At 68.4% G+C, this 19,846-nt stretch carries 15 protein-coding genes; 5 read left to right on the top strand and 10 right to left on the bottom strand.

All coding sequences use genetic code 11. From position 1 onward, the window contains the following. Positions 1 to 4: 4 nt before the first annotated feature. Complete coding sequence (locus tag JCR33_RS11435) at positions 5 to 1,627, bottom strand: GMC family oxidoreductase (RefSeq protein WP_198882175.1); 1,623 nt, start codon at positions 1,625 to 1,627, stop codon at positions 5 to 7. After that, positions 1,624 to 2,409, bottom strand: coding sequence for an SDR family oxidoreductase (locus JCR33_RS11430; RefSeq protein WP_198882174.1), 786 nt, complete (start codon positions 2,407 to 2,409; stop codon positions 1,624 to 1,626). The genes JCR33_RS11435 and JCR33_RS11430 overlap by 4 nt, the downstream gene beginning before the upstream one ends. Before the next feature lie 331 nt (positions 2,410 to 2,740). On the opposite strand from JCR33_RS11430, the gene JCR33_RS25315 reads away from it, so the two are divergent. Together JCR33_RS25315 and JCR33_RS11420 are read left to right on the top strand one after the other, a co-directional pair. After that, positions 2,741 to 3,460, top strand: coding sequence for a carboxymuconolactone decarboxylase family protein (locus tag JCR33_RS25315; RefSeq protein ID WP_198882173.1), 720 nt, complete (start codon positions 2,741 to 2,743; stop codon positions 3,458 to 3,460). A gap of 63 nt (positions 3,461 to 3,523) precedes the next feature. Beyond that, on the top strand, positions 3,524 to 4,150 hold the full coding sequence (locus JCR33_RS11420; RefSeq protein WP_198882172.1) for a carboxymuconolactone decarboxylase family protein: 627 nt from the start codon (positions 3,524 to 3,526) through the stop codon (positions 4,148 to 4,150). 67 nt (positions 4,151 to 4,217) lie between these two features. Here JCR33_RS11420 and JCR33_RS11415 read toward each other — a convergent pair whose 3' ends face one another. Genes JCR33_RS11415 through JCR33_RS11405 form a run of 3 tightly spaced genes read right to left on the bottom strand, consistent with a single transcriptional unit; the run spans position 4,218 to position 7,069 of the window. Further along, the gene (locus JCR33_RS11415; protein ID WP_198882171.1) at positions 4,218 to 5,201 is read right to left on the bottom strand and encodes a TRAP transporter substrate-binding protein; all 984 of its coding nucleotides are present in this window, start codon (positions 5,199 to 5,201) and stop codon (positions 4,218 to 4,220) included. Positions 5,202 to 5,239: 38 nt separating this feature from the next. Continuing rightward, the gene (locus JCR33_RS11410; protein ID WP_198882170.1) at positions 5,240 to 6,532 is read right to left on the bottom strand and encodes a TRAP transporter large permease; all 1,293 of its coding nucleotides are present in this window, start codon (positions 6,530 to 6,532) and stop codon (positions 5,240 to 5,242) included. A 24-nt stretch (positions 6,533 to 6,556) separates the two neighbouring features. Then, on the bottom strand, positions 6,557 to 7,069 hold the full coding sequence (locus JCR33_RS11405) for a TRAP transporter small permease (RefSeq protein WP_198882169.1): 513 nt from the start codon (positions 7,067 to 7,069) through the stop codon (positions 6,557 to 6,559). A 368-nt stretch (positions 7,070 to 7,437) separates the two neighbouring features. On the opposite strand from JCR33_RS11405, the gene JCR33_RS11400 reads away from it, so the two are divergent. Both JCR33_RS11400 and JCR33_RS11395 read left to right on the top strand, forming a co-directional pair. After that, positions 7,438 to 8,268 carry a GntR family transcriptional regulator gene (locus JCR33_RS11400; protein WP_211110212.1) on the top strand — a complete coding sequence of 277 codons (831 nt, stop codon included), beginning with the start codon at positions 7,438 to 7,440 and terminating at the stop codon, positions 8,266 to 8,268. Further along, the gene (locus JCR33_RS11395) at positions 8,269 to 9,336 is read left to right on the top strand and encodes an LLM class flavin-dependent oxidoreductase (protein ID WP_198882167.1); all 1,068 of its coding nucleotides are present in this window, start codon (positions 8,269 to 8,271) and stop codon (positions 9,334 to 9,336) included. It begins immediately after the preceding gene. A gap of 56 nt (positions 9,337 to 9,392) precedes the next feature. Here the strand turns inward: JCR33_RS11395 and JCR33_RS11390 are convergent, their stop codons facing one another. The 5 genes from JCR33_RS11390 to JCR33_RS11370 all read right to left on the bottom strand — a co-directional run bounded on the left by JCR33_RS11390 (position 9,393) and on the right by JCR33_RS11370 (position 18,617). Next, entirely contained in the window at positions 9,393 to 13,070 is a 3,678-nt protein-coding gene (locus tag JCR33_RS11390; RefSeq protein ID WP_198882166.1) for a hybrid sensor histidine kinase/response regulator, read from the bottom strand. After that, positions 13,051 to 13,347 carry a circadian clock KaiB family protein gene (locus JCR33_RS11385; RefSeq protein WP_198882165.1) on the bottom strand — a complete coding sequence of 99 codons (297 nt, stop codon included), beginning with the start codon at positions 13,345 to 13,347 and terminating at the stop codon, positions 13,051 to 13,053. The genes JCR33_RS11390 and JCR33_RS11385 overlap by 20 nt, the downstream gene beginning before the upstream one ends. A gap of 495 nt (positions 13,348 to 13,842) precedes the next feature. Next, positions 13,843 to 16,521 carry a PAS domain-containing protein gene (locus JCR33_RS11380; RefSeq protein WP_198882164.1) on the bottom strand — a complete coding sequence of 893 codons (2,679 nt, stop codon included), beginning with the start codon at positions 16,519 to 16,521 and terminating at the stop codon, positions 13,843 to 13,845. Further along, positions 16,518 to 17,495 carry an ABC transporter substrate-binding protein gene (locus JCR33_RS11375; RefSeq protein WP_198882163.1) on the bottom strand — a complete coding sequence of 326 codons (978 nt, stop codon included), beginning with the start codon at positions 17,493 to 17,495 and terminating at the stop codon, positions 16,518 to 16,520. Before JCR33_RS11375 ends, JCR33_RS11380 begins: the two co-directional genes overlap by 4 nt. A 399-nt stretch (positions 17,496 to 17,894) precedes the next feature. After that, positions 17,895 to 18,617, bottom strand: coding sequence for a GntR family transcriptional regulator (locus tag JCR33_RS11370; protein WP_198882162.1), 723 nt, complete (start codon positions 18,615 to 18,617; stop codon positions 17,895 to 17,897). A gap of 167 nt (positions 18,618 to 18,784) precedes the next feature. On the opposite strand from JCR33_RS11370, the gene JCR33_RS11365 reads away from it, so the two are divergent. Next, positions 18,785 to 19,828, top strand: coding sequence for a TRAP transporter substrate-binding protein (locus JCR33_RS11365; RefSeq protein WP_211110211.1), 1,044 nt, complete (start codon positions 18,785 to 18,787; stop codon positions 19,826 to 19,828). The last annotated feature ends 18 nt before the right edge of the window (positions 19,829 to 19,846 follow it).

The following is a 19,846-nucleotide window of genomic DNA, read 5'->3' as shown; positions in this document are numbered from 1 at the left end:
CGCCTCACTCCGCGGCGATGAAGTCGGCGGCGCGGCGGGCGATCATCACCGTGGGGGCGTTGGTGTTGGAGGAGGTGATCGCCGGCATCACCGAGGCGTCGACGATGCGCAGCCGACCCACCCCGCGCGCCTTGAGCCGACCGTCGACCACCGCGGCATCGTCGGTCCCCATGCGGCAGGTGCCGACCGGGTGGAACACGGTGTCGGCGGCGGCGCGGATGAAGGCATCGATCTCGTCGTCGCTCCTCACCGCGGCGCCCGGCTGCATCTCCTCGCCGCGCCAGGGATCGAATGCGGCGCCGGCGAAGATCCGCCGCAGGAGCCGCACCCCCTCGCGCAGCACCCGCCGGTCGGCCTCGGCCGACAGATAGGCCGGGTCGATGAGCGGCGGCGTATCGGGTTCGGGCCCCGCGAGGCGGATGGTGCCGCGGCTTTCCGGCCGCATCTGAAAGATGTTGGCGAAGAAGCCGTCCCCCTCCCGCACCCCGGGCGGGGCACGGAACGGATTGACCCGGATCGTGGCGCTCGTCAGCGCCGGCATGAAGTGGCTCTGCAGATCGGGCTCGGGGAGAGTGGGATCGGAGCGGAAGAAACCGCCCGTGAGGAGCGGGAAGCAGGCCGCCGGCCCGCGGCCGAACACCAGCGCCTCGGCGAGCGCCAACGCCGCCCGATCGGCCCGCAGCAGCCGGTTGAGCCCGCCGGGCTGCAGCGCCCGATGCTCCACCCGCACCAGGAGATGGTCGTGGAGATTGCGCCCGACGCACGGAGCGTCGACCACCGGGGTGACCCCCGCCGCCGCGAGCTCCGCCGCCGGACCGACGCCCGAGGCCATCAGAATGTGCGGCGAGCCGACCGTCCCGGCCGACAGCACCACCTCGCGCCGGGCGAAGATGCGCTGCTCGACCCCGTCGCGCCGGATGGTGATCCCCGTCGCTTCGCCGTCCGCGATGTCGAGCCGCATCACCGTCGCGCCGGTGACGAGACGCACCCGCCCCGCCTTCACGGCGCGCATCAGGAGGGTGCCGGTCGGCGCCCGCCGGCCGTGGCGGATGGTGAAGCGATAGCGCCCCGCCCCCTCCGGTGCGGGGCCGTTGAAGTCGTCGGTGCGGCCGAGGCCCGCCGCCGCGGCGCCGTCGAGGAAGGCGTCGTAGAGGTCGGTCCACCACCCCGGCATTTCGATACCGAGCGCCCGCCCGCCGCGCGGGTCCGACAGGTCCTCCACGCTCTGAAACGCCGGCTCCACCTGCTGCCACGACCAGTCCCGCAAGCCGCGCTGGGCCCAGTGGTCGTAGTCGGAGGGAAGGCCGCGCGCCCACACCATGCCGTTGATCGCGCCGGAGCCGCCGACCACGCGTCCGCGCGGAAAGTGCAGCGACCGCCCGTCGAGATGGGCCTGGGGGGTGGTGGCGAAGGGCCAGATATAGCGCGGCGAGCGCAGGAAGTAGCCGGTGAGAAGCGGCACCGACAGCAAGGGGTCGCGCGCCGGCGGCCCCGCCTCCACCACCAAGATCGAGAGGTCGGTCCGCTCGGCGAGGGTGGCGGCGAGCATCGCCCCCGCCGACCCCGCCCCCACGACGACGATGTCGGCCTCCGCGAGGACGGGAAGGCCCGTCGCGTGGTGGCTCATACCGCGGTCACGCCGCCGTCCACCACCAGGACGTGGCCGGTGATGAAGGCGGCGGCGGGGGTGGCGAGGAAGAGCGCCGCGCGAGCCACCTCGTCGGGAGCGCCGAGCCGACCCAACGGGACCTGCGCCACGAGGCCGGCGTGACGCTCCGGGTCGGCGCGGGCGATCGCCGTCATCGGCGTCTCGATCGGCCCCGGCGCCACGGCGTTGACCCGGGCGCCGAAGGTGGCGAACTCCACCGCCAGCGTCTTCGTGAGGCCGTTGACGGCCGCCTTGGAGGCCGCGTAGGCCGTCGCCCGGCGATGGCCCACGAGGCCGATCTGGCTGGAGAAGAGAACGAGGCTCCCCGTCCCATCCCGGCGGAAGATGCGCTCCACCGCCTTCGCCGCATGGAAGGCGCCGCCGAGATTGATGCCGAGGATGCGTTCGAAGTCGGCGTCGTCGGTCTCGCCGAGCCCGCGATGCTCGAACACTCCGGCCGAGACGATCACCGCGTCGAGCCCGCCGAGGGCGATCTCGGCCGATTCCACCGCCTCCGTCACCTCTTCCTGGCTGGTGACGTCGCACGGCAGGACGATGTCGCACGGCACATCGTCGCCGCTCTCGCCGACGGACGGCAGCATGGTGCCGGCGACGTCCGCCCCCGCGGCCACGGCGAGCGCGACAGCGGCCTGGCCGATCCCCGACCCGGCGCCGATCACGAGGAGGCGAACTCCCACCATGTCGACGAGCGGCTTGCCCGCCCGCTCCGGCAACTCGGCTTCCTCCACCACCATGCTCATGCCGCCCGCACCCGCGTCACGATCCGCGCCGCGCGCCCGGCGTGGCCTCCCGGTGCCGGTCTCGGCATCTTGTCCACTCGCATGATATCAACCTCCATGAAGCTCCCACCATGATGCCTCGTGCCGCGGCCGCTCTCCATGAGCGGCGTCACGATGGGGTGCCCTTCCGCTGCGGCTCGCCGAGGCGGAACGCCCGAAGGCCGCCGAAAGATCGGGCCGTCGCGATCAGGCCGTCGCGATCGCCACCTTCTGCCGCACTGCGCCGGTTCGGGCATTGTGAAGTTGTACTAAACATATATCAATAGGCCGCTGCGGGCCGAGGGAGAACAGCATGGCGAAGGACGAAGTGACGGCGCTCGAGGAGCGCCTCGCGACGATCAAGGCGGAGCGCGGCTATCTTCTTCCCCACCATGGCCTTCTCGCCGTCGCCGCTCCCGAATTCCTCGACGCCTACGGTGCCGCCTACCGGGCGATGACCCTCGCCTCGCGGACCCTCGACGCCCACACCAAGGAGTTCGTCTGGCTCGCGATCCTGATCGCCACCGACGAGGCCGAGGCGACCCATCATCTCAAGAAATTCGCCGACGCCGGCGGCACCGCGGCCGAGTTCGACGCGGTGGTGCGCCTCGCCGCCCTCGCCCGCGGCACCGCGGCCTATCGCTTCGTCGCCGCCCACTGGCAGGTTCATCGGCCGGACTACGACGCCCGCGCCGCGATCCGCTCCGCCCGCGAGGACGTGGTCGCCCGCTTCGGCGCCGACCCGACCCACGCCCTCCTCGCCGACGCGGCGATGCGCGTCTGCCTCGACCAGTGGGACGAGCTCGCCCACGCCATCGAGGACGCCTACGCCGCCGGCATCGGCGAGGACGTGCTCGCCGAGACGCTGGGCCTCACGATGTTTCCCGCGAGCGTGCCCCGCTTCGTGCGCGCGGCGGGGGTGTGGCTCGATCTCATTCGGGCCGGCCGGGTCGCTGCGTCGCCACGCTACCTCGCCTGGGCCTCGCTTTCCGGGCAAGGTGGCTACGACGAGGCGGCCGGCAAGACCGCCTGAACCCCTCCTCGCCCGCACCACCCGATGGGGGCCGGGCGGCTGTCTCCACAAGGAAATCGCCCTGTGACCATCATCGACAGTGTCGGCCGGAAGCGCGGCTATCTTCTGCCCTACCACCGGATGCTCGCCGAGCACGACCCGGAGCTTCTGTCAGCCTACGACACCTTCTATTCGCGCCTGACGCTGACGGAGAAGGTGCTGCCGCCGCAGGAGAAGGAGATCGTGTGGATCGCCCTTCTCGCCGCCGCCCGCGAGGGGGTGGGCAAGCTGCACCTGAAGCGCGGCGAGGAGGCGGGCCTGAGCCGCGAGGAGATCCAGGCGGCCGTCGCCCTGTCGGCGGTGTCGGAGGCCTACACCGCCACCCATTTCGCGGCGACCCATTGGGCCGAATACACCCCCGCCGACACCATGCTGACGGCCTACCGCTCGCTGATCGCGACGGCGCGCGGGCCGATCGAGCCGCGCGTCGCCGAGCTGGCACTGATCATCTGCCACGCCGCCCGCACCGACGAGAAGCCGATGCGGCTCCATCTGGAATCCTATTTCCATCTCGGCGGCAGCGCGGACGCCCTCTCCGAGGCGCTGGCCTTCCTGTTCCTGCCGCTCGGCGCCAACCTCCTCATCGAGGCGGTCGAGATCTGGGCGAAAGCCGCACCGGAACTCGACATCCCCGCCCCGTTCGCCGCGTAGGCGGAGACGCCGACGGGCTCGGTCGCCGCGCAGAAGCCGGGGCCACCAAGGCCCCGGCGCACGACGATCAGGCCGCCTGGATCATGTCCCAGGCGCCGGGCCCGTAGATCTCGTCGGCCAGGCGCTTGTTGAGCGGCGCGAGCTCTTCGGCGAGACCGTCCGTCGGCAGGTCGATCACGCTGTCCGGACCGTTGGCCCCGGCCCAGGCGTCGAGGTCCTTGCTCTTCTGGGCGAGGCCCACCTCGTAATATTCGGGCCCCTCCAGCTCGTCGAAGGTCGACTGCAGGATGTTCTGCTCTTCCTCCGGCAGCCCGCCCCAGGCGGCCGAGGAGATCACCTCCTTGTCGAGCGCCAGCCCGAAATCGGCCGACACCACGTACTTGCACACTTCGTAGAACTTGGAGGTGACGCCGGGGTTGAGCGCCGTCAGCACGCCGTCGACGATGCCCTGCTGGAGCGCCAGATAGATCTCGTTGAAGGGGATCGGCGTCGGCACCGCACCGAAGAAGGAGAGGCCCTCGAGGCACCCTTCGATCTGGGCGGAGCGGATCTTGCGACCCTTGATGTCCGACAGCGAGGAGATCGGCTCCTTGAGCATCAGGTTGAAGGAGCCGAGGCGGCCGACGCCGAGCAGGCGGCCATTGTAGCGGTCCTCGAGCACGGCGGAGGCCTTCTGGCCGATCTCGCCTTCCATCACGCGCTTGGCCTGCTGCCCATCCTTGAAGAAGTAGGGGCTGTAGAGAGCGTCGAACTCGCGCGTGCCGGTGTAGGCGCCGTTGTAGATGTCCACCGAGCCGAGGGCGAGCGAGTTGAGCAACTTCTGCTCGCCGCCGAGCGAGCCGGCGAAGATCTCGAGCGACAGCGCGTCGTCCGTCTTCGCCTTCAGGGCGGCGGAGAGCTTCTCATTGAACTGGTTGGAGATGCTCGTGGGCGCGCCCGCGTTGGCGTAGCGCAGGATGGTGGGCGCCTGGGCCCGGGCGAGACCCGGAGCGAGCGCCCCGGCACCGAGGGCGCCGAGCCCGGCAAGGGCCGTGCGGCGAGTGATGGTCATGGTCGATGCTCCCCCTTTTGATGAGCTTGTGGCGGCCGTTACCGCATCAACAACGTCGGCAGAACGAGAGTGACCCAGGGCACGTAGGTGAGGAACAGCAGCACCCCGAAGAGCACGAGGTAGTAGGGCCAGCCTCCGAGGAAGACGTCCATGACGCCGATCTTGGCGACACGGGCCATCACGAAGAGGTTGAGCCCGATCGGCGGAGTGACGCCGCCCAAGACGAGGTTGAGCACCATCACGAGGCCGAAATGGATGGGATCGATCCCGAGCCCGCCGAGGAGCGGAAACAGGATCGGCACCAGGATCAGCATCAGCGGCAGCGGCTCCATGATGGTGCCGAGCACCAACAGGCCGACATTGACCAGCATGAGGATGACGTAGGGGTTGTCGCTGATCGACAGGATGGTGTCGGTCAGCACCCGGCCGAGACCGGCGAGCACGGCCAGCGAGCCGAAGATCTGGCTCGTCGCCACCGTCATCATCACCACCGCTGTGGTCATGGCGGCGGAGATCGCGGCGTTGAAGAAGCCCGTCAGCGACAGGTCGCGATAGACGAGCGCGCCGAGCACGAGGGTGTAGAGCACCACGATCGCCGCCGACTCGGTGGGGGTCGCGATGCCGAACACCTTGCAGGCGACGATGAGGATGGGCGCGCCGAGCGGCAGGAGCCCGCCATAGATCGCGGCGCGGCGGGCAGGTCCCGTCAACTTCTCCTCCACCGGCAGGCCGCGCCGGCGGGCGAGAAAGCCGCTCATCGCGATGAGGGCGAGGAACATCACGAAGCCCGGCAGGATGCCCGCGATGAAGAGCTCGCCCACCGAGATGTTGGCGATCGAGCCGAGCAGGATGAACATGATCGATGGCGGGATGATCGGCGCGACGCACGCCGCCGCCGAGATGACCCCTGCCGCGTAGCGCGCCGTGTAGCCGCGCTGCTTCATTTCCGGCACCAGCACGGTACCGATGGCGGCGGTGTCGGCGATCGCCGAGCCGGAGATCCCCGCCATGAAGAGGTTGCCGGTGATACCGACGTTGGCGAGACCGCCCGGCCGATGGCCGACGAGGCTCGAGGCGAGCGAGATCAGCCGTCGGGTGACGCCGGACTTCGTCATCAGCTCGCCGGCGAAGATGAACATCGGGATGGCGAGGAGGGAGAAGGAATCCACCCCCGCCGTCAGCTCCTGCACGAAGAGCACCGGGTTGATCGGCCGCGCCTCGAACTGGGAAAGGCCGATGAAGGCGAGCGAGGCCACCCCCACGGCGAACGCGATGTCCATCCCGAGGAACACGAAGATGAAGAGCAGGACGATGACGACGGCGAGCAGCATCAGCGCGCTCCGCGGCGGCGAGCGTCAGAGCGCATCATCGGCCTCCTGGCCGGAGCGGTCCACCTCACCGCGGGCGATGCGGTAGAGGCGCCAGACCTCGTTCGCCAGCAGCAGCACGCAGGCGATGGGCAGCGGCAGATAGGTCCAGATGTCCTTGAGGCCGGTGGACAGCACCGTGTTGCGGGCGGTGAGCTTCAGGATCGGTTGCGAGTACCACAGGATCACCAGGAGCATCGCCACGATGGACAGATGCATGACGAACTCGATGACGCGCCGCGGATTGCGCGGCACCTTGTCGATGAGCACCGTCATGCGGATGTTGAAGCCGAACAGGTAGGCGAACCCGGCGCCAATGAAGCTCATCCACACGAACAGCAGCTTGGGGATGTCCTCGCCCCAGATCGGCGGAGCGTGAAAGAAATAGCGCATCGCCACCGAGTAGAGGACGAGGCCGGTGAAGGTGATCAGCACGAGCCCGCAGACGAGACCGGCGCCGTAGCGCAACCAAGTCAGGCGGCGACCGCTCTCTTTGCCCATCGAGAGCCTCCATGTCCAAGATCGACGACGGGTGCCGGCGCGCCCCGTCCGCGATGCCGCCGCGGCTCGATCTTGCCGTTACCCGACACCACGCGGCACGTCACGCTTGCACGCCTCCCCATGCATTTGGCATATTGTTATCTCAATCGAACAAGTTGTCCAGCCGCGAATGCGACATCGTGGGGGATGGGTGCAGAGGCCGATGGCGGATAACCGGCACGAAACCGAATGCGGCACGGCATGAATACTCCGCCGGTCTTGCCTCGTCCGGCGCCGGGCCCGGGCGAATCCGCGTCGGCGCGGCACGGCCGCCCGGCCGACGTATCCGGCGCCGCCTTGCAACCCGCGTTCCAACCGGGGACGCCGGGGTGGTGAAGCCGCCGCCCGCACGCGGTCACGGCGAGGCCGGCGTCTCGGCCGCCAGCCGCTCGCCCCTCTACCACCAGATCTATCTGATCTATCGCGACGAGATCCTCGCCGGCTCGCACAAGGCGGGCGACCGGCTGCCCTCGGAGCACGAGCTCGCCCGCCTCTACGGCGTCTCCCGCATCACCGCCAAGCGCGCTCTGTCGGAGCTCGCGGATGCGGGCCTCGTCCGCCGCCACCGCGGCCGCGGTACCACCGTCGCCTACGAGCGGCCGGATCCGCCGCTGCGCGCTTCCGCGGCCAACTGGCTCCGCTCGCTCGCCGCCATGGGCCGCGACACGACGGTGGAGGTGCTGGAATTCTCCTACGGCGCCGCCAACGGCGAAGAGGCGGACGCCCTAGCCCTCCAGGAGGGCGCCGAGGTGCAGCGCTCGCTGCGGCGGCGCAGCCACGCCGGCGAGCCCTTCTCGCTGCTGGCGACCGTCCTGCCCGCCGCCATCGGCCGCACCTTCGACGAGGCCACGCTCGAGACCACACCCCTCATCGCGCTGATGCGGGCGGCGGGCGTCGGCATCGGCGAGGCCCGCCAGGCGATCAGCGCGACCCTCGCCAATCAGGCGACGGCCGCCCATCTCGGCATCGACGTCGGGGCGCCGCTTCTCAAGGTGCAGAGGGTGGTGCACGCGACGAGCGGCGCACCGGTCGAATATCTCACCGCCCTCTACCGTCCCGACCGCTACCAGCTCGACATGGTCCTCACGACCGACGAGCGGCTCACCGACGTCGCCCCGCTCGACCCCACCGATCCCTTCGCCGCCTCCACGGAGAGCTGAATGGCCCCGCGCTTCGAACTCGGCCTCTTCCTGCCTAACACCTCCGGCGGGACCGTGATGGGGGCGACGCTGCCGCCCGACAATCTGCCCACCTTCGCGACGAACCGTGCCATCGTCGCCCGCGCCGAGGCGGCCGGCTTCGACTTTGCCCTGTCGCAGGTGAAGTGGCGCGGCTATGGCGGCCCGTCACGCCACTGGGACTACGCGCTCGAATCGTTCACCCTCACCGCCGCCCTCGCCGCGACCACCTCCCGCATGCGCCTCTTCGCCTCCGTGGCGATCCGCACCATTCACCCCGCCGTCGTCGCCAAGATGGCCGCCACCATCGACGACGTGGCGCCGGGGCGGTTCGGGGTGAACATCGTCGCCGGCTGGAACAAGTTCGAGTACGCCCAGATGGGCCTCTGGGCGGAGGACGACTACTACGCCCACCGTTACGACTACGCGGCGGAGTATCTGGAGGTGATGACCCGCCTCTGGGCCGACGGCCGCGTGTCCCACGAGGGGCGCTTCTTCACCCTCGAGGACTGCACCTCCTGGCCCACCCCGGCGCGGCGGCTGCCGATCGTCTGCGCCGGCCAGTCCGACGAGGCGATCGCCTTCACCGCCCGCCAGGCCGACTACGCCTTCGTCGGCCGCATGAAGGACGACATCCCCGCCCTCGGCGCCCTCGCCGGCAAAATCGCCGAGGCCGCCGCCGCCGAGGGCCGCACCGTCGGCGCCTATGTGCTGATGACCGTCATCGCGGCCGACACCGACGCCGCCGCCCTCGCCCGCCGCGACGCCTACGTCGCGGGCGCCGACACCGAGGCGATCGCCAACTGGCTCGGCGCCTCCGGCAACGACTCCCACCGGGCCGGCCACGCGGCGATGCCCACGCTGCAGCGCACCTTCATGGGCTTCCATCTGGTGGTGGGCAGCCATGCCACCGTCGCCGCCCACCTCGACGCCCTCGCTGATACCGGCGTCACCGGCGCCTGCCTCGTCTTCCCCGACTTCGCGCCCGACCTCGACGACTTCATCGACAACGTCGTCCCTCGCCTGACCCGCTTCACCGCTCTCCCCTAAAACCCTGATTTCACGGGCGTTCCGGCGCGTACATGTGCGGTTCGCCGGAATGCGGGTCAGGGCGTGCCGCCGTCCTCCAGCGCCTGGCGCAGCTTGCTGGCGAGATCGGCGAGGCGGTAGGGCTTGCTCAGGAGAACGACGCCGGGCTCCAGCCGCCCATGGGCGATGATCGTGTGGTCGGTGTAGCCGGAAGTGTAGAGCACCGGCAGGTCGGGGCGCATCTCGCGCGCGGCCTCGGCGAGCTGCTTCCCGTTCATGCCGCCGGGCATCACCACATCGGTGAAGAGCAGCTCCACCTCCGGGTGGTCGCGCAGCATGATCATCGCGCTCGGTCCGCTCTCCGCAGCGATCACGGTGTAGCCGAGCCCCTTGAGGAGATCGGTCGCGTGGTCGCGCACCATGTCGTCGTCCTCGACGAGAAGCACCACCTCGTCGCCGCCGACGATCTCGCCGCGCCGGGTCGGCTCGTCGATGGGGTCGGACGTCGACACCGAGCGCGGCAGGAACAGGCGGACGCTGGTGCCCTGCCCTTCCTCCGAATAGACGGCGATATGGCCGCCCGACTGCTTGACGAAGCCGTAGACCATCGAGAGGCCGAGGCCGCTGCTCGAGCCCGCCGACTTGGTGGTGAAGAAGGGCTCGAACACCCGGTCGAGCGTCGCCGCGTCCATGCCGTGGCCGGTGTCGGTCACGCTCACGAGCACGTAGTCGCCCGCCTCCACCTCCACTGTGCGGTTCACATAGTCCTCGTCGAGCACGACGTTGCTGGTCTCGATGGTGAGGTGGCCGCCGTCGGGTTGCATCGCGTCGCGGGCGTTGATGCACAGGTTGAGGATGGCGTTCTCGAGCTGCCCGGGGTCGACCTCGGCGAGCCAGACCTCGCCCGGCATCACGATCTCGACCTCGATATTCTCGCCGATCGCCCGCCGCAGCAGCGGCTCGAAGTTGGTGATGAGGGTGTTGACGTCGGTGGGGCGCGGGTCGAGCGGCTGACGCCGGGCGAACGACAACAGGCGCTGCACGAGATCCGACCCGCGCTCCGCCGCCGAGCGCGACATGGTGAGGAGCGTCATGAGGTCGGGCCGGTCGACCGCCTTCTTGAGGAGCAGGTCGGTGCTGCCCACCATGATGGTGAGGAGATTGTTGAGGTCGTGAGCGATGCCACCGGTCAGCTTGCCGAGCGAATCGAGCCGCGCGCTCTGGGCGATCTGCTGCTCCAGGCGCACCTTCTCGGAGATGTCGGTGTTGATCGTCAGGATCGCCGCGTCGCGCTCGTCGCTCGCCGGGATCAGCGACCAGTTGGCCTGCACCGTCAGCACCGAGCCGTCCTTGCGGTATTTGTCCATCCGCCCGACCCAGTGGCCGGTTTCGATCGTCTCGCGCATCGCCGCCCGCAGCGCCACCGGATTGTGGTCGATGAGGTCGGAAATGTGCCGCCCGATCGCCTCCTCCGCCGAGAAGCCGTAGACCCGCTCGGCCGTGCGGTTCCAGTAGGTCACGACGTTGGCGGTGTCGCGCACGATGATCGCGTCGGCGGACTTGTCGAGCATTTCCGCCTGCCACGTCATCAGCGACTGCTGCCGCTTGCGGGAGGTCACGTCGCGCATCACCGACACGAAGTGGGTCACGTCGCCGGAGGTGTCGAAGAGGGGCAGAATGTCGAGCTCGAGCCAGAACGGGTCGCCGCCCTTCTTGTAGTTGAGGAGCTCGGCGCGCACCGGCTCGCGGCGCACCAGCGCCTCGCGGATCCGCCGCGTTTCGGCGCGGTTGGTGCCCGGCCCCTGGAGAAGGCGCGGCGTCGACCCGATGGCTTCGGCCATCGTATATCCCGTGTTCGCCTGAAACGCCTCGTTGAGGAAAACGATGCGCGGGCCGGGCGGGTCGAGCGGATAGGCCTCGGTGATGAGGACGATGTCGTTGAGCTGGGACACCGCCGCCTCGAGGAGGCGCAGGCGCTGCTCGCGCACCCTCTCGCGCTCCACGTCGCGGAAGATCACCGTCACCCCGTCGGCGAACGGGAAGATCGACACCGTGACCCATTTGCGCATCACCGGCGAGGCGTAGGTGAAGCGGCGCGAGGCCATCTCGTCGACCGCGCGGCGGAAGTTGTAGTCGAGCTCGGTGCCGATCAGCTCGGGGAACTCGTCCCACAGGCAATGGCCGAGAAGCTCGTCCTGATTGCGGCGCACGAGGCGCTCGGCCTCGGCATTGACGAAGGTGTAGCGCCACGCCCGGTCCCAGGTGATCACCCCGTCGGTGATGCTGCGCAGCGTGCCGTCGAGCTGCTGGGCGAGGCGGCGCGCATTGGCCTCGGCGATCTTGAGGTCGTGCACGTCGTTGAGCGTGCCGTACCACTCGACCACCCCGCCCGCCTCGTTGCGGATCGGCACCGCCGTCGCGTGCTGCCAGCGATACATGCCGTCCGACCCCCGCCGCATGCGGAAGTCGGTGGCGAAGGGGATGCCGGTGGCGAGCGATTCGGACCACAAAAGAGCGAAGCCCTCGGCCTCTTCCGGATGGACCACGCCGTCGAAGAGCTGCTCGTGCTCGAGGACGTTGGGTTCGCCGATGAAGTTGACGAGGCGGTGGCTTGCGAACTGCAGCCCACCGCCCGCATCGGCGACCCACACCTTCTGGGGCAGCGCGTTGGCGAGCTGGCGAAAGCGTTCCTCGCTCTGGCTGACGGCCCGCACCGAGCGCTCCAGCGCCTCCTCGCGACGGCGCGTGTCGGTGATGTCGTCGGCCCGGTGGATGATGAACTCGACCTTGCCGCCGATGCCGAAGACGGGCGAGTTGAGCGGCTCCCAGTAGCGCGTGTCGCCGTCCTCGCCGGCCGCCCCCGGAATCACCCGCTGCTGCAGCGGCATCGGGTCCGGCCGGCCGGTGGCGCGGACCTTTTCGAGCGAGGTGCGCAAGAGGGCCGCCGTCGCGGGCGAGTAGCCGAACGGCTCCGGCGGCAGCGCGTCGAACAGCTCGCGCCCCACGAAGTCGCCCCGCTCCACGCCGATCGCCTCGACGAAGGCGTCGCTCGCGCCGACCACCACGAGGTCGCTGGTGCACACGAAATAGAGCCCGGGTAGAGCCTCGAAGAGGGTGTTGAACTGGATGCCCTTGATCGCCGCCTCCTGGCGGGCGGCGCGCTCCAACTGGGCGATGCGCGAACGCTCCGCCTCGGCGAGCTTCTGCGGCGTGATGTTCTCCACGATGGCGACGTAGCCGAGCACCTCGCCGTCGCCGTCGCGGTCGGCGGAGGCGCTGATGCGGGTCGCGATGAAGCGGCCGTTGAGACCGCGCAGCAGCGCTTCGAAGATGCGGCTCGTCGTTCGCGTCGCGTTGAGCTCGGCAAAGGGATCGGCCTCGCTGCCCGGCGCCTCCATGATGAGGTCGAGAAAGGCGAGGCCGGCCACCTTGTCCTCGGGGGCGCGCAGCATCTCGCAGAAGGCGGGATTGGCGGACACGATCGCCTTTTGCGGATCGAGCAGCACCATGCCGGTGGCGGCGCTGCGAAAGATCGGCCGCAACAGGTTCGCCTGCTGCACGAAGTGCGATCGGGCGGCGTGGCCGAGATAGATCGAACCGCTCTGACCGACGATGGCGTCGACGCCGCCGCCGCCCATCGCTTCGATCCGCGTCGTCAACGCCTCGAGCTGCGCGATCAGCTCGTTGAGCGTCTCGCCATCGCCTTTGGCCGCCCGTTCGTCCTGCTCGGAAGGATTACCCTGCCTTTGCGTCATCTACCGACTGAGTTGCCACCACGCCGGCGCATGCCTCGGCAAGCGCGGTCGTATCGGAGAGGTCTCCGATAATATGACGGACCATTGAAGCGGACTTGACCACGACATGAGGCGTCACCACCACCCGATCCGTCACGCCGCGCTCGGGCTCGGTGATCAGATCGACCACTTCGAAGCGCTGTGTCATGGCTGGATTGGCATGGCAAAATGCGGCGAGATTTCGTCTCGCACGTGACGAATTGGGGGCATCGCCAAAGACATAGAGAACGATTTCCAAGCGACGCTCCATCTTTCCGTGAGGGCTATTTTTTAAGCAAACATTCTTAGTCATTAAAGACGCTGTGAACGCTGTCACCGCTGTGCGACAGAGCACGGCCCTCACGCCGCTATGTCTCAACCCTCATATGCAGGCAATTGGGCCAAGGCGTCAATATGACGTGGACCCCTGATATTCAGCACTTTTCTGCAACGCAACCCCTCGGAGCCCGAAAGCGATCAATCAACCCCGCCGGCTTTATGCAATATATGACCAAAAAGCGTCACGTTACTTTCCTTGGAAGAATAGCGCTCCAATTACACAAAGACAACAATTTCTTAACAATTCACCCTATAGCGAGATCCTATAAGCAATTCCTAAGCGCAAGTCTCCGAATCGTCCCATTCCAGCGCAGACCGTGGCGAGAATGCGGCGCCGCCTCATGATCGGTCGAGTATTGGAGGGGTGGGACGGCCGTCTCGCAGCGCCGATATCTCGGCCCTGCGGCACCCGTCGTCAGACGGTGTCGGCCGTCTCGAGAGCCCGGCGGAGGGCCGCCGCGAGCTGTTCGCGTGTGAACGGTTTGCGCAGCAGGATCTTCGGCCCTTCCGCCCCTTCGGTGGCGGTGAGCTGGTCCGAATAACCGGACATCAGAACGACGCTGAGCCCCGGTCGCAGCTGGCCCGCCTCCTTGGCGAGACGACGCCCGTTCATGCCGCCCGGCATGACGATGTCGGTCAACAGGAGGTCGATGTCGGGATGCTGGCGCAGGATGCGCATCGCCTCGGGGCCGTTGCGGGCCACCTCCACGCGATAGTTCAGCCGCTCCAGCTTGCTCTCCAGCGAGGCGGCTACGAGGTCGTCGTCCTCCACCACCAGCACGAACTCGTTGCCCGATTCGGCGGTGCCGAGATCCTCCGGCTCCTCCTCGAGCTCGACGTCGCCGGTCACCACCGGCAGGTAGAGCTTGATGGTGGTCCCGACCCCGACCTCCGAATCGAGCTCGATGTGGCCGTTCGACTGCTTCACGAAGCCGAACACCATGGACAGGCCGAGGCCGGAGCCGCGCCCCTCCTCCTTGGTCGTGAAGAAGGGCTCGAAGCAGCGGCTCACCGTCGCCTGGTCCATGCCGTGGCCGGTGTCGGAGATCGACACCATCACGTAGGTGCCGGGCAAGACGCTGCCGTTCTTGCGCGTCATGCTCTCGCCGAGCCAGCACTCCTCCACGTCGATCCGCAGCACCCCGCCGTCCGGCATCGCGTCGCGCGCATTGATGCACAGGTTGAGGATGGCGTTCTCGAGCTCGTTCGGATCGATCATCGCCCGCGACAGGTTCGCCGGCGAGTTGATCTCGAGCTCGATGTCCTCGCCGATCGCCCGCCGGAGCAGGTTCTCCATGCCGAGGAGCAGGCCGACGAGGTCGGTCGGCTTCGGCGCCAGCGTCTGGCGCTGCGCCACCGCGAGGAGCCGGCTCGTCAGCTTCGCCCCACGGTTGGCCGCCGTCAGCGTCATGTCGGCGAGTTTGCTCAGCATCGGATCGTTCGACACCCGATCCACCATGATCTGCGCCGCGCCGATGATCACCGTCAGCATGTTGTTGAAGTCGTGCGCGACGCCGCCCGTCAGCTTACCCACCGCCTCGAGGCGCTGGGTGTGGCGGAGCATCTCCTCCACGTTCTTCTGGGTCGTCAGGTCCTGTAACGCGCCGGCGAGCTTGACGATGTTGCCGTTCTCGTCCCGCACCGCCTCACCGACGGTGCGCACCCACAGGACGTTGCCCTGGGCGTTCTCGACGCGGCATTCCTCGTCGTAGGGCGTGCCCTGGTTGATGCAGGCCATCATGGCCCGCGTCATCTTTTCCCGGTCCTCGGCCACGATGAAGGCGAGCACCTGCTGCAGCGTCGGCGTCGCCCCCTCCGGCAGGCCGTGGAGGGCGCACATCTCGCGCGACCACGTCACCCGCCACGTGCCGACATCCACCGTCCAGCCGCCGAACCGGGCGATGCGGCCGGCCATCTCCAGGATGCGGCGCTGCTCGGCGTCGGCCCGCTCGGCGATCTCCTGATCGGTCACGTCCTGCAGCGTGCCGGCCATCACCACCGCCCGGCCGTTCTCCTCCACCTTCGCCACCGACCGCGTGACGCAGAAGCGCAGCTCGCCGTCGGGCCGGATAATGCGGTGCTTGATCGCCGTCGGCCCGTCTCCGCAATAGGACGCCTCGCGCGCCGCCATGAAGGCCGCCCGGTCGTCCGGGTGGACGAGGTCGATGAACACCGTGCCTTCGCCGTCGACGTAGGTAGTGTCGATGCCGAGGATCTCGCGCGCCTCCTCGGTCCACTTCACCTCCTGGGTTCTGAGATCGCGCTGCCAGCTGCAGATGTGCGCGATGCGCTGCGATTCGGCGAGGAGACGAGCGCGGTCGGCAAGGTCCTGCTGGGAGGCGACCAGCTGCGCCTTGGCGGTGTGCTCGCGCTCCACCAGCCGGTTGAACGCGTTGGCGAGGTCGTGGAGCTCGCTGAAGCCGCCGCCGCGCATGCGCGCCTCGGGCTCGCCGCTCTCGATGCGGGCGATCACCCGCGTCATCTGCCGCAGCGGCACCGCGATCACGCGGAAGCTCATGGCGAAGCCCGCAACCACCAGAAGGCCGAGGCCGCCGCCGGCAATCGCCAAGATGGCGATGAGACGCGCCAGCGCCTTGTCGATCACCTGGCGCTGGTAGCTGTGCGCACGGTCCATGGCGATGTCGAGCGCGATGCCGAGATTGGCCATCTGGCTGATCAGCGATCGCGCACGCATCGGAATCGCGAGCGGCCCCGCGGGATCGTTGGCACCGCCCGCGTCGGAGGCCTCCGGCAGCCCCCGGCCGAACTCGGTCAGCAGCAGCAGCATCGGCTCGACCCGCTGCGCCGCCTTGTGCGCCTCGGGGGCGACGGCGGCGACCGCGTCGAGACGGCGGACGATCCCTTCCCCATCGGCGATCACGGCACCGAGAAGCGCACCGTCGGTCTCGTAGAGGAGCAGGCTGTCGGCGGCGACGGAGAAGGCGTCGATGTCGCTCTTCAGATCGACGAGCTCGGTGAGCACCACCTGACTCTTGCGTGCCTCGACATAGGTGACCCAGCCGAGGCCCGCGAGCGCAGCGATGCCCGTGAAGGCAACGATGATGACGACGATCGCGAGGCGATAGAGCTTCACGGAGCGCCGCGATGTCTTGCGCCCAGGGCGCCCGGCAGCCGCGCTGCCGAAGGCGTGACCGTCGCCAAGGGATCGATGCGAATGATGTCGAGCAGCCGGCCGTTCGCCTCCACCGGCTTGCCGTGTTCGTGCGCCAGCCATGCGAGACGGTGCTGAAGCTCCGCAATCAGCGACCAGTCGACGCTGAGGTCGAAGCTGATCGCCCCCTCGAGCGCCGCCGTATCCGCCGTATCGAGGCCCGCATAGTCGGCGAAGATGGCGCCGGCCAGCGCCGGATCCGCCTCGATCTGCTCAATCGCCTCGCCGAGCGCCGCGAGGACGCGCGAGCACGTCTCCGCGCTCGCCTCAACGAGCTCGCGCCGCGTCACCAGCACCCAGCGCGAGGTGTAGAGGTGGTTGACCGAGAAGATGTGCGCCTTCTCGCCGAAGCGCCGCTTCAGGCGTGCGGTGAAGGGCTGCCAGGTCACCACCGCCTGAACGTCGCCGCCGGCGAGCCTGTCGCCGGCCTCCTCGGCGTCGATGTCCACCACCTCCACATCCTGCGGGGCGAGCCCGTAGTAGGAGGAGAAGGTGGCCCAGAGAAGACGCGGATCCGGCGCGTTCGGGACCCCGACGCGATGCCCCCGCAGCCAGGAAGGGTCGGTCACCGCGTCGCCGCCATAGGCGACGACGTGCTCGTAGTCCGTCGACTGACCGAGGCTCGCCAGAATGACCGGATCGTTGGGCTCGCCGGGGGCGGGATCGCGTGCGAGATCCTCGGCGAAGGCGGCCAGCCCGAGGGTGGTGAAGTCGATCTCGCTGTTGCGCAGGGCCATGAGGTCCTGCGCAACCGACCCGATGGAGCGCAGCCGCCCCTCGACGGCATTCTTGGCGAAGAGCGACAACTCCTCCGCGACGATCATCGGCAGATCGGCGTAGTCGGGCGTCGTGCTCTGATGGGGATCGGTCTGGGCGGCGGCAGGTCCGGCGGCCATGACGAGCGCCAGTATCAGCCAAGCCCAGGCACGCGCCGTCCGCCCGGATCGGCCGGCATCGGACCGTGCTACTCGTGTCACATCTTCAGCGACAACCAAAATGTCATGCATCTTCGAGCTGCCATCGCTGATCATTATGCGGCTTGGGTCTTCGAGGAGCTGGCACAGACGATGGCATCATTCCTAAACTCAACGCGCAACGCTTACCACACTCCCGCTACCGATAAATAAGCTTGGCTACTCGGGTCGAATCCCTGCAGCTGCCTGGAAACGGCAATAAGAAGCAAAGGGATCATAGGCGATTAAAGAGAATATAAAATGCAATGTTTTGTAAAATGCTAGCATTCCACTCGCGTATTGCGCAAGTCTCCCCGGTTTCGATACCAAGGGTTGCTCCCCTCAGGCGGCGATGAAGGCGTTCGGGTGCGCCGCCCGCAGGGCCTGGATCCGTCGGATCGTCCCGCTGAGATGGCCCCGCATCGCCTCCGCGGCGCCCTCCGGGTCGTTGACGAGGAGCGCGTCGAGCACCGCCCGGTGCTCGTCCACCACCGCCTGCATCTTCTCGGTCCGGGGCACGTCGAGCCGGCGCGCCCGCGCCAGATGGCCCGACAGGCCGCTGAGGAGCCCGTAGATGCCGAGATGGCCGATCTCGGTGAAGAGCAGCCGGTGGAAGGTGTCGTCGAGGCTGTAGAACATGCCGATCTGGTCGATGTCGCCGACCAGCGACTCCTGCATGCGAATGAGCGCCCCGGCCTGCCGCCAGGCATCGTCGTGGCGACCTGCGGCAAGCTTACGCACCACCTCGGTTTCCACCGAAACGCGCAGGAAGTGCGCCTCGAACATCGCCGAGGCGTCGATCCGCGTCACGACGGTGCGCGACTGCGGAAAAGTCACCACCAGCCCGTCGCGCTCGAGGTGCTGGATCGCCTCGCGCACCGGTGTGAGGGAAACGCCGTATTCGCGCGCGAGCTCGGCGCGCGACAGGATCGAGTCCGGCGCGATCTCCATCGAGATGATGCGGCGACGCACATCGTCATAGAGCCGCGCCGCCGCGGACGAGCCCGCGCCGGACACCATGCCTCGGCCCATGCCACTGCGGTCGGCACCGTCGTCCAGAACCATCGCCAATCCCCTTCGACACGGGTGTTTAAGGCGGCACGCCGCACTGCGAAAGCGGGTACTCCCAACCGTTTGCGAATATCACCCAACTAATATATTACTATTCTTCAACGGCACCAACGTCCCATTCTTGCGGGGCCCGGTGAACCGAATAACAAGGGAGGACGGATATGATGGTCAGAGGAATGGCGACCCTCGCCATGTCGACCGCCATTGCAGTGATGGTGGGCTTCACCTCGCCCGATGGGGCCGAAGCGCGCACGCTCAAGGTTCAGACGAGCTCCAACGCCAGCCACTACAGCCTCGTGTTCCTGCGCGAGGAGTGGTTGCCGAAGCTCAAGGAGATGACCAACGGCTCGCTGGAGATCGATCTCCTGCCCATCGAGTCGGTGGTGCCGCGGCGCGAGACACCCGAGGCGATCGGCGTCGGCATCCTCGACGGCGACCTCACCTCCATCAACTACTTCGCCGGCAAGGACCCGGCCTTCGCGCTGATGGGCGACCTCATCGCCGGCTACGACACGGCCGACCAGATCCAGACCTACTGCGCGCGTGGCGGCGGCAAGGAGATGCTGCAGAAGATCCACGACAAGTACCACCCCGGCGTGAAGGTGGTGGGCTGCGGCGCCTACGCCCGCGAGGCGTTCGTCTCCACCGTGCCCATCCGCGGCGTCGCCGACCTCGCCGGCAAGAAGATCCGCTCGCCGGAAGGCCTCGCCTCGGACGTGTTCAAGCGCGCCGGCGCCGCCCCCGTCGCCCTGCCGGGATCGGAGACCTACGGCGCCCTCGAGCGCGGCGTGATCGACGCGGCCGACAATTCGGCCTACGCCAACAACGACGCCAACGGGATGCACAAGATCGCCAAGTTCCCGATCTTCCCGGGCATCCACTCCACCCCGATCCTGCAATTCACCCTCAACCAGCAGGTGTGGGACGAGCTGACGCCGGCCGAGCAGACCGCCCTCGAGGTCTGGTACGAGGCCGCCTACAACGACCTGCGCCGCGCCGTCGATCTGCAGGACCGCAAGCTCGTGGCCCGCGACCGCGCCGCCGGCGACCTCGAGATCATCGACTGGTCGCAGGAGGAGCGCGACAAGCTGCGCGCCATCGCGGTGGAGGCGTGGGAGGCCTTCGCGGCCGGCTCTCCGCTCGCCAAGGAGACCTACGAGTCGCACCTCAGCTTCATGAAGGAAGCCGGCCTCCTGGCCGACTGACGGCCACGTCCCGTGGGC

Origin of the sequence: Acuticoccus mangrovi (assembly GCF_016411865.1) — a bacterium.
Taxonomy (GTDB): Bacteria; Pseudomonadota; Alphaproteobacteria; order Rhizobiales; family Amorphaceae; genus Acuticoccus; species Acuticoccus mangrovi.
This window is presented reverse-complemented; position numbering and strand designations above follow the sequence as displayed.

Excerpts from the sequence above, each read along its gene's own strand:
- JCR33_RS11435 (WP_198882175.1), bottom strand. The coding sequence starts at position 1,627 with ATGAGCCACCACGCGACGGGCCTTCCCGTCCTCGCGGAGGCCGACATC.
- JCR33_RS11430 (WP_198882174.1), bottom strand. The coding sequence starts at position 2,409 with ATGAGCATGGTGGTGGAGGAAGCCGAGTTGCCGGAGCGGGCGGGCAAG.
- JCR33_RS25315 (WP_198882173.1), top strand. The coding sequence starts at position 2,741 with ATGGCGAAGGACGAAGTGACGGCGCTCGAGGAGCGCCTCGCGACGATC.
- JCR33_RS11415 (WP_198882171.1), bottom strand. The coding sequence starts at position 5,201 with ATGACCATCACTCGCCGCACGGCCCTTGCCGGGCTCGGCGCCCTCGGT.
- JCR33_RS11410 (WP_198882170.1), bottom strand. The coding sequence starts at position 6,532 with ATGCTGCTCGCCGTCGTCATCGTCCTGCTCTTCATCTTCGTGTTCCTC.
- JCR33_RS11405 (WP_198882169.1), bottom strand. The coding sequence starts at position 7,069 with ATGGGCAAAGAGAGCGGTCGCCGCCTGACTTGGTTGCGCTACGGCGCC.
- JCR33_RS11395 (WP_198882167.1), top strand. The coding sequence starts at position 8,269 with ATGGCCCCGCGCTTCGAACTCGGCCTCTTCCTGCCTAACACCTCCGGC.
- JCR33_RS11390 (WP_198882166.1), bottom strand. The coding sequence starts at position 13,070 with ATGACGCAAAGGCAGGGTAATCCTTCCGAGCAGGACGAACGGGCGGCC.
- JCR33_RS11375 (WP_198882163.1), bottom strand. The coding sequence starts at position 17,495 with ATGGCCGCCGGACCTGCCGCCGCCCAGACCGATCCCCATCAGAGCACG.
- JCR33_RS11370 (WP_198882162.1), bottom strand. The coding sequence starts at position 18,617 with ATGGTTCTGGACGACGGTGCCGACCGCAGTGGCATGGGCCGAGGCATG.
- JCR33_RS11365 (WP_211110211.1), top strand. The coding sequence starts at position 18,785 with ATGATGGTCAGAGGAATGGCGACCCTCGCCATGTCGACCGCCATTGCA.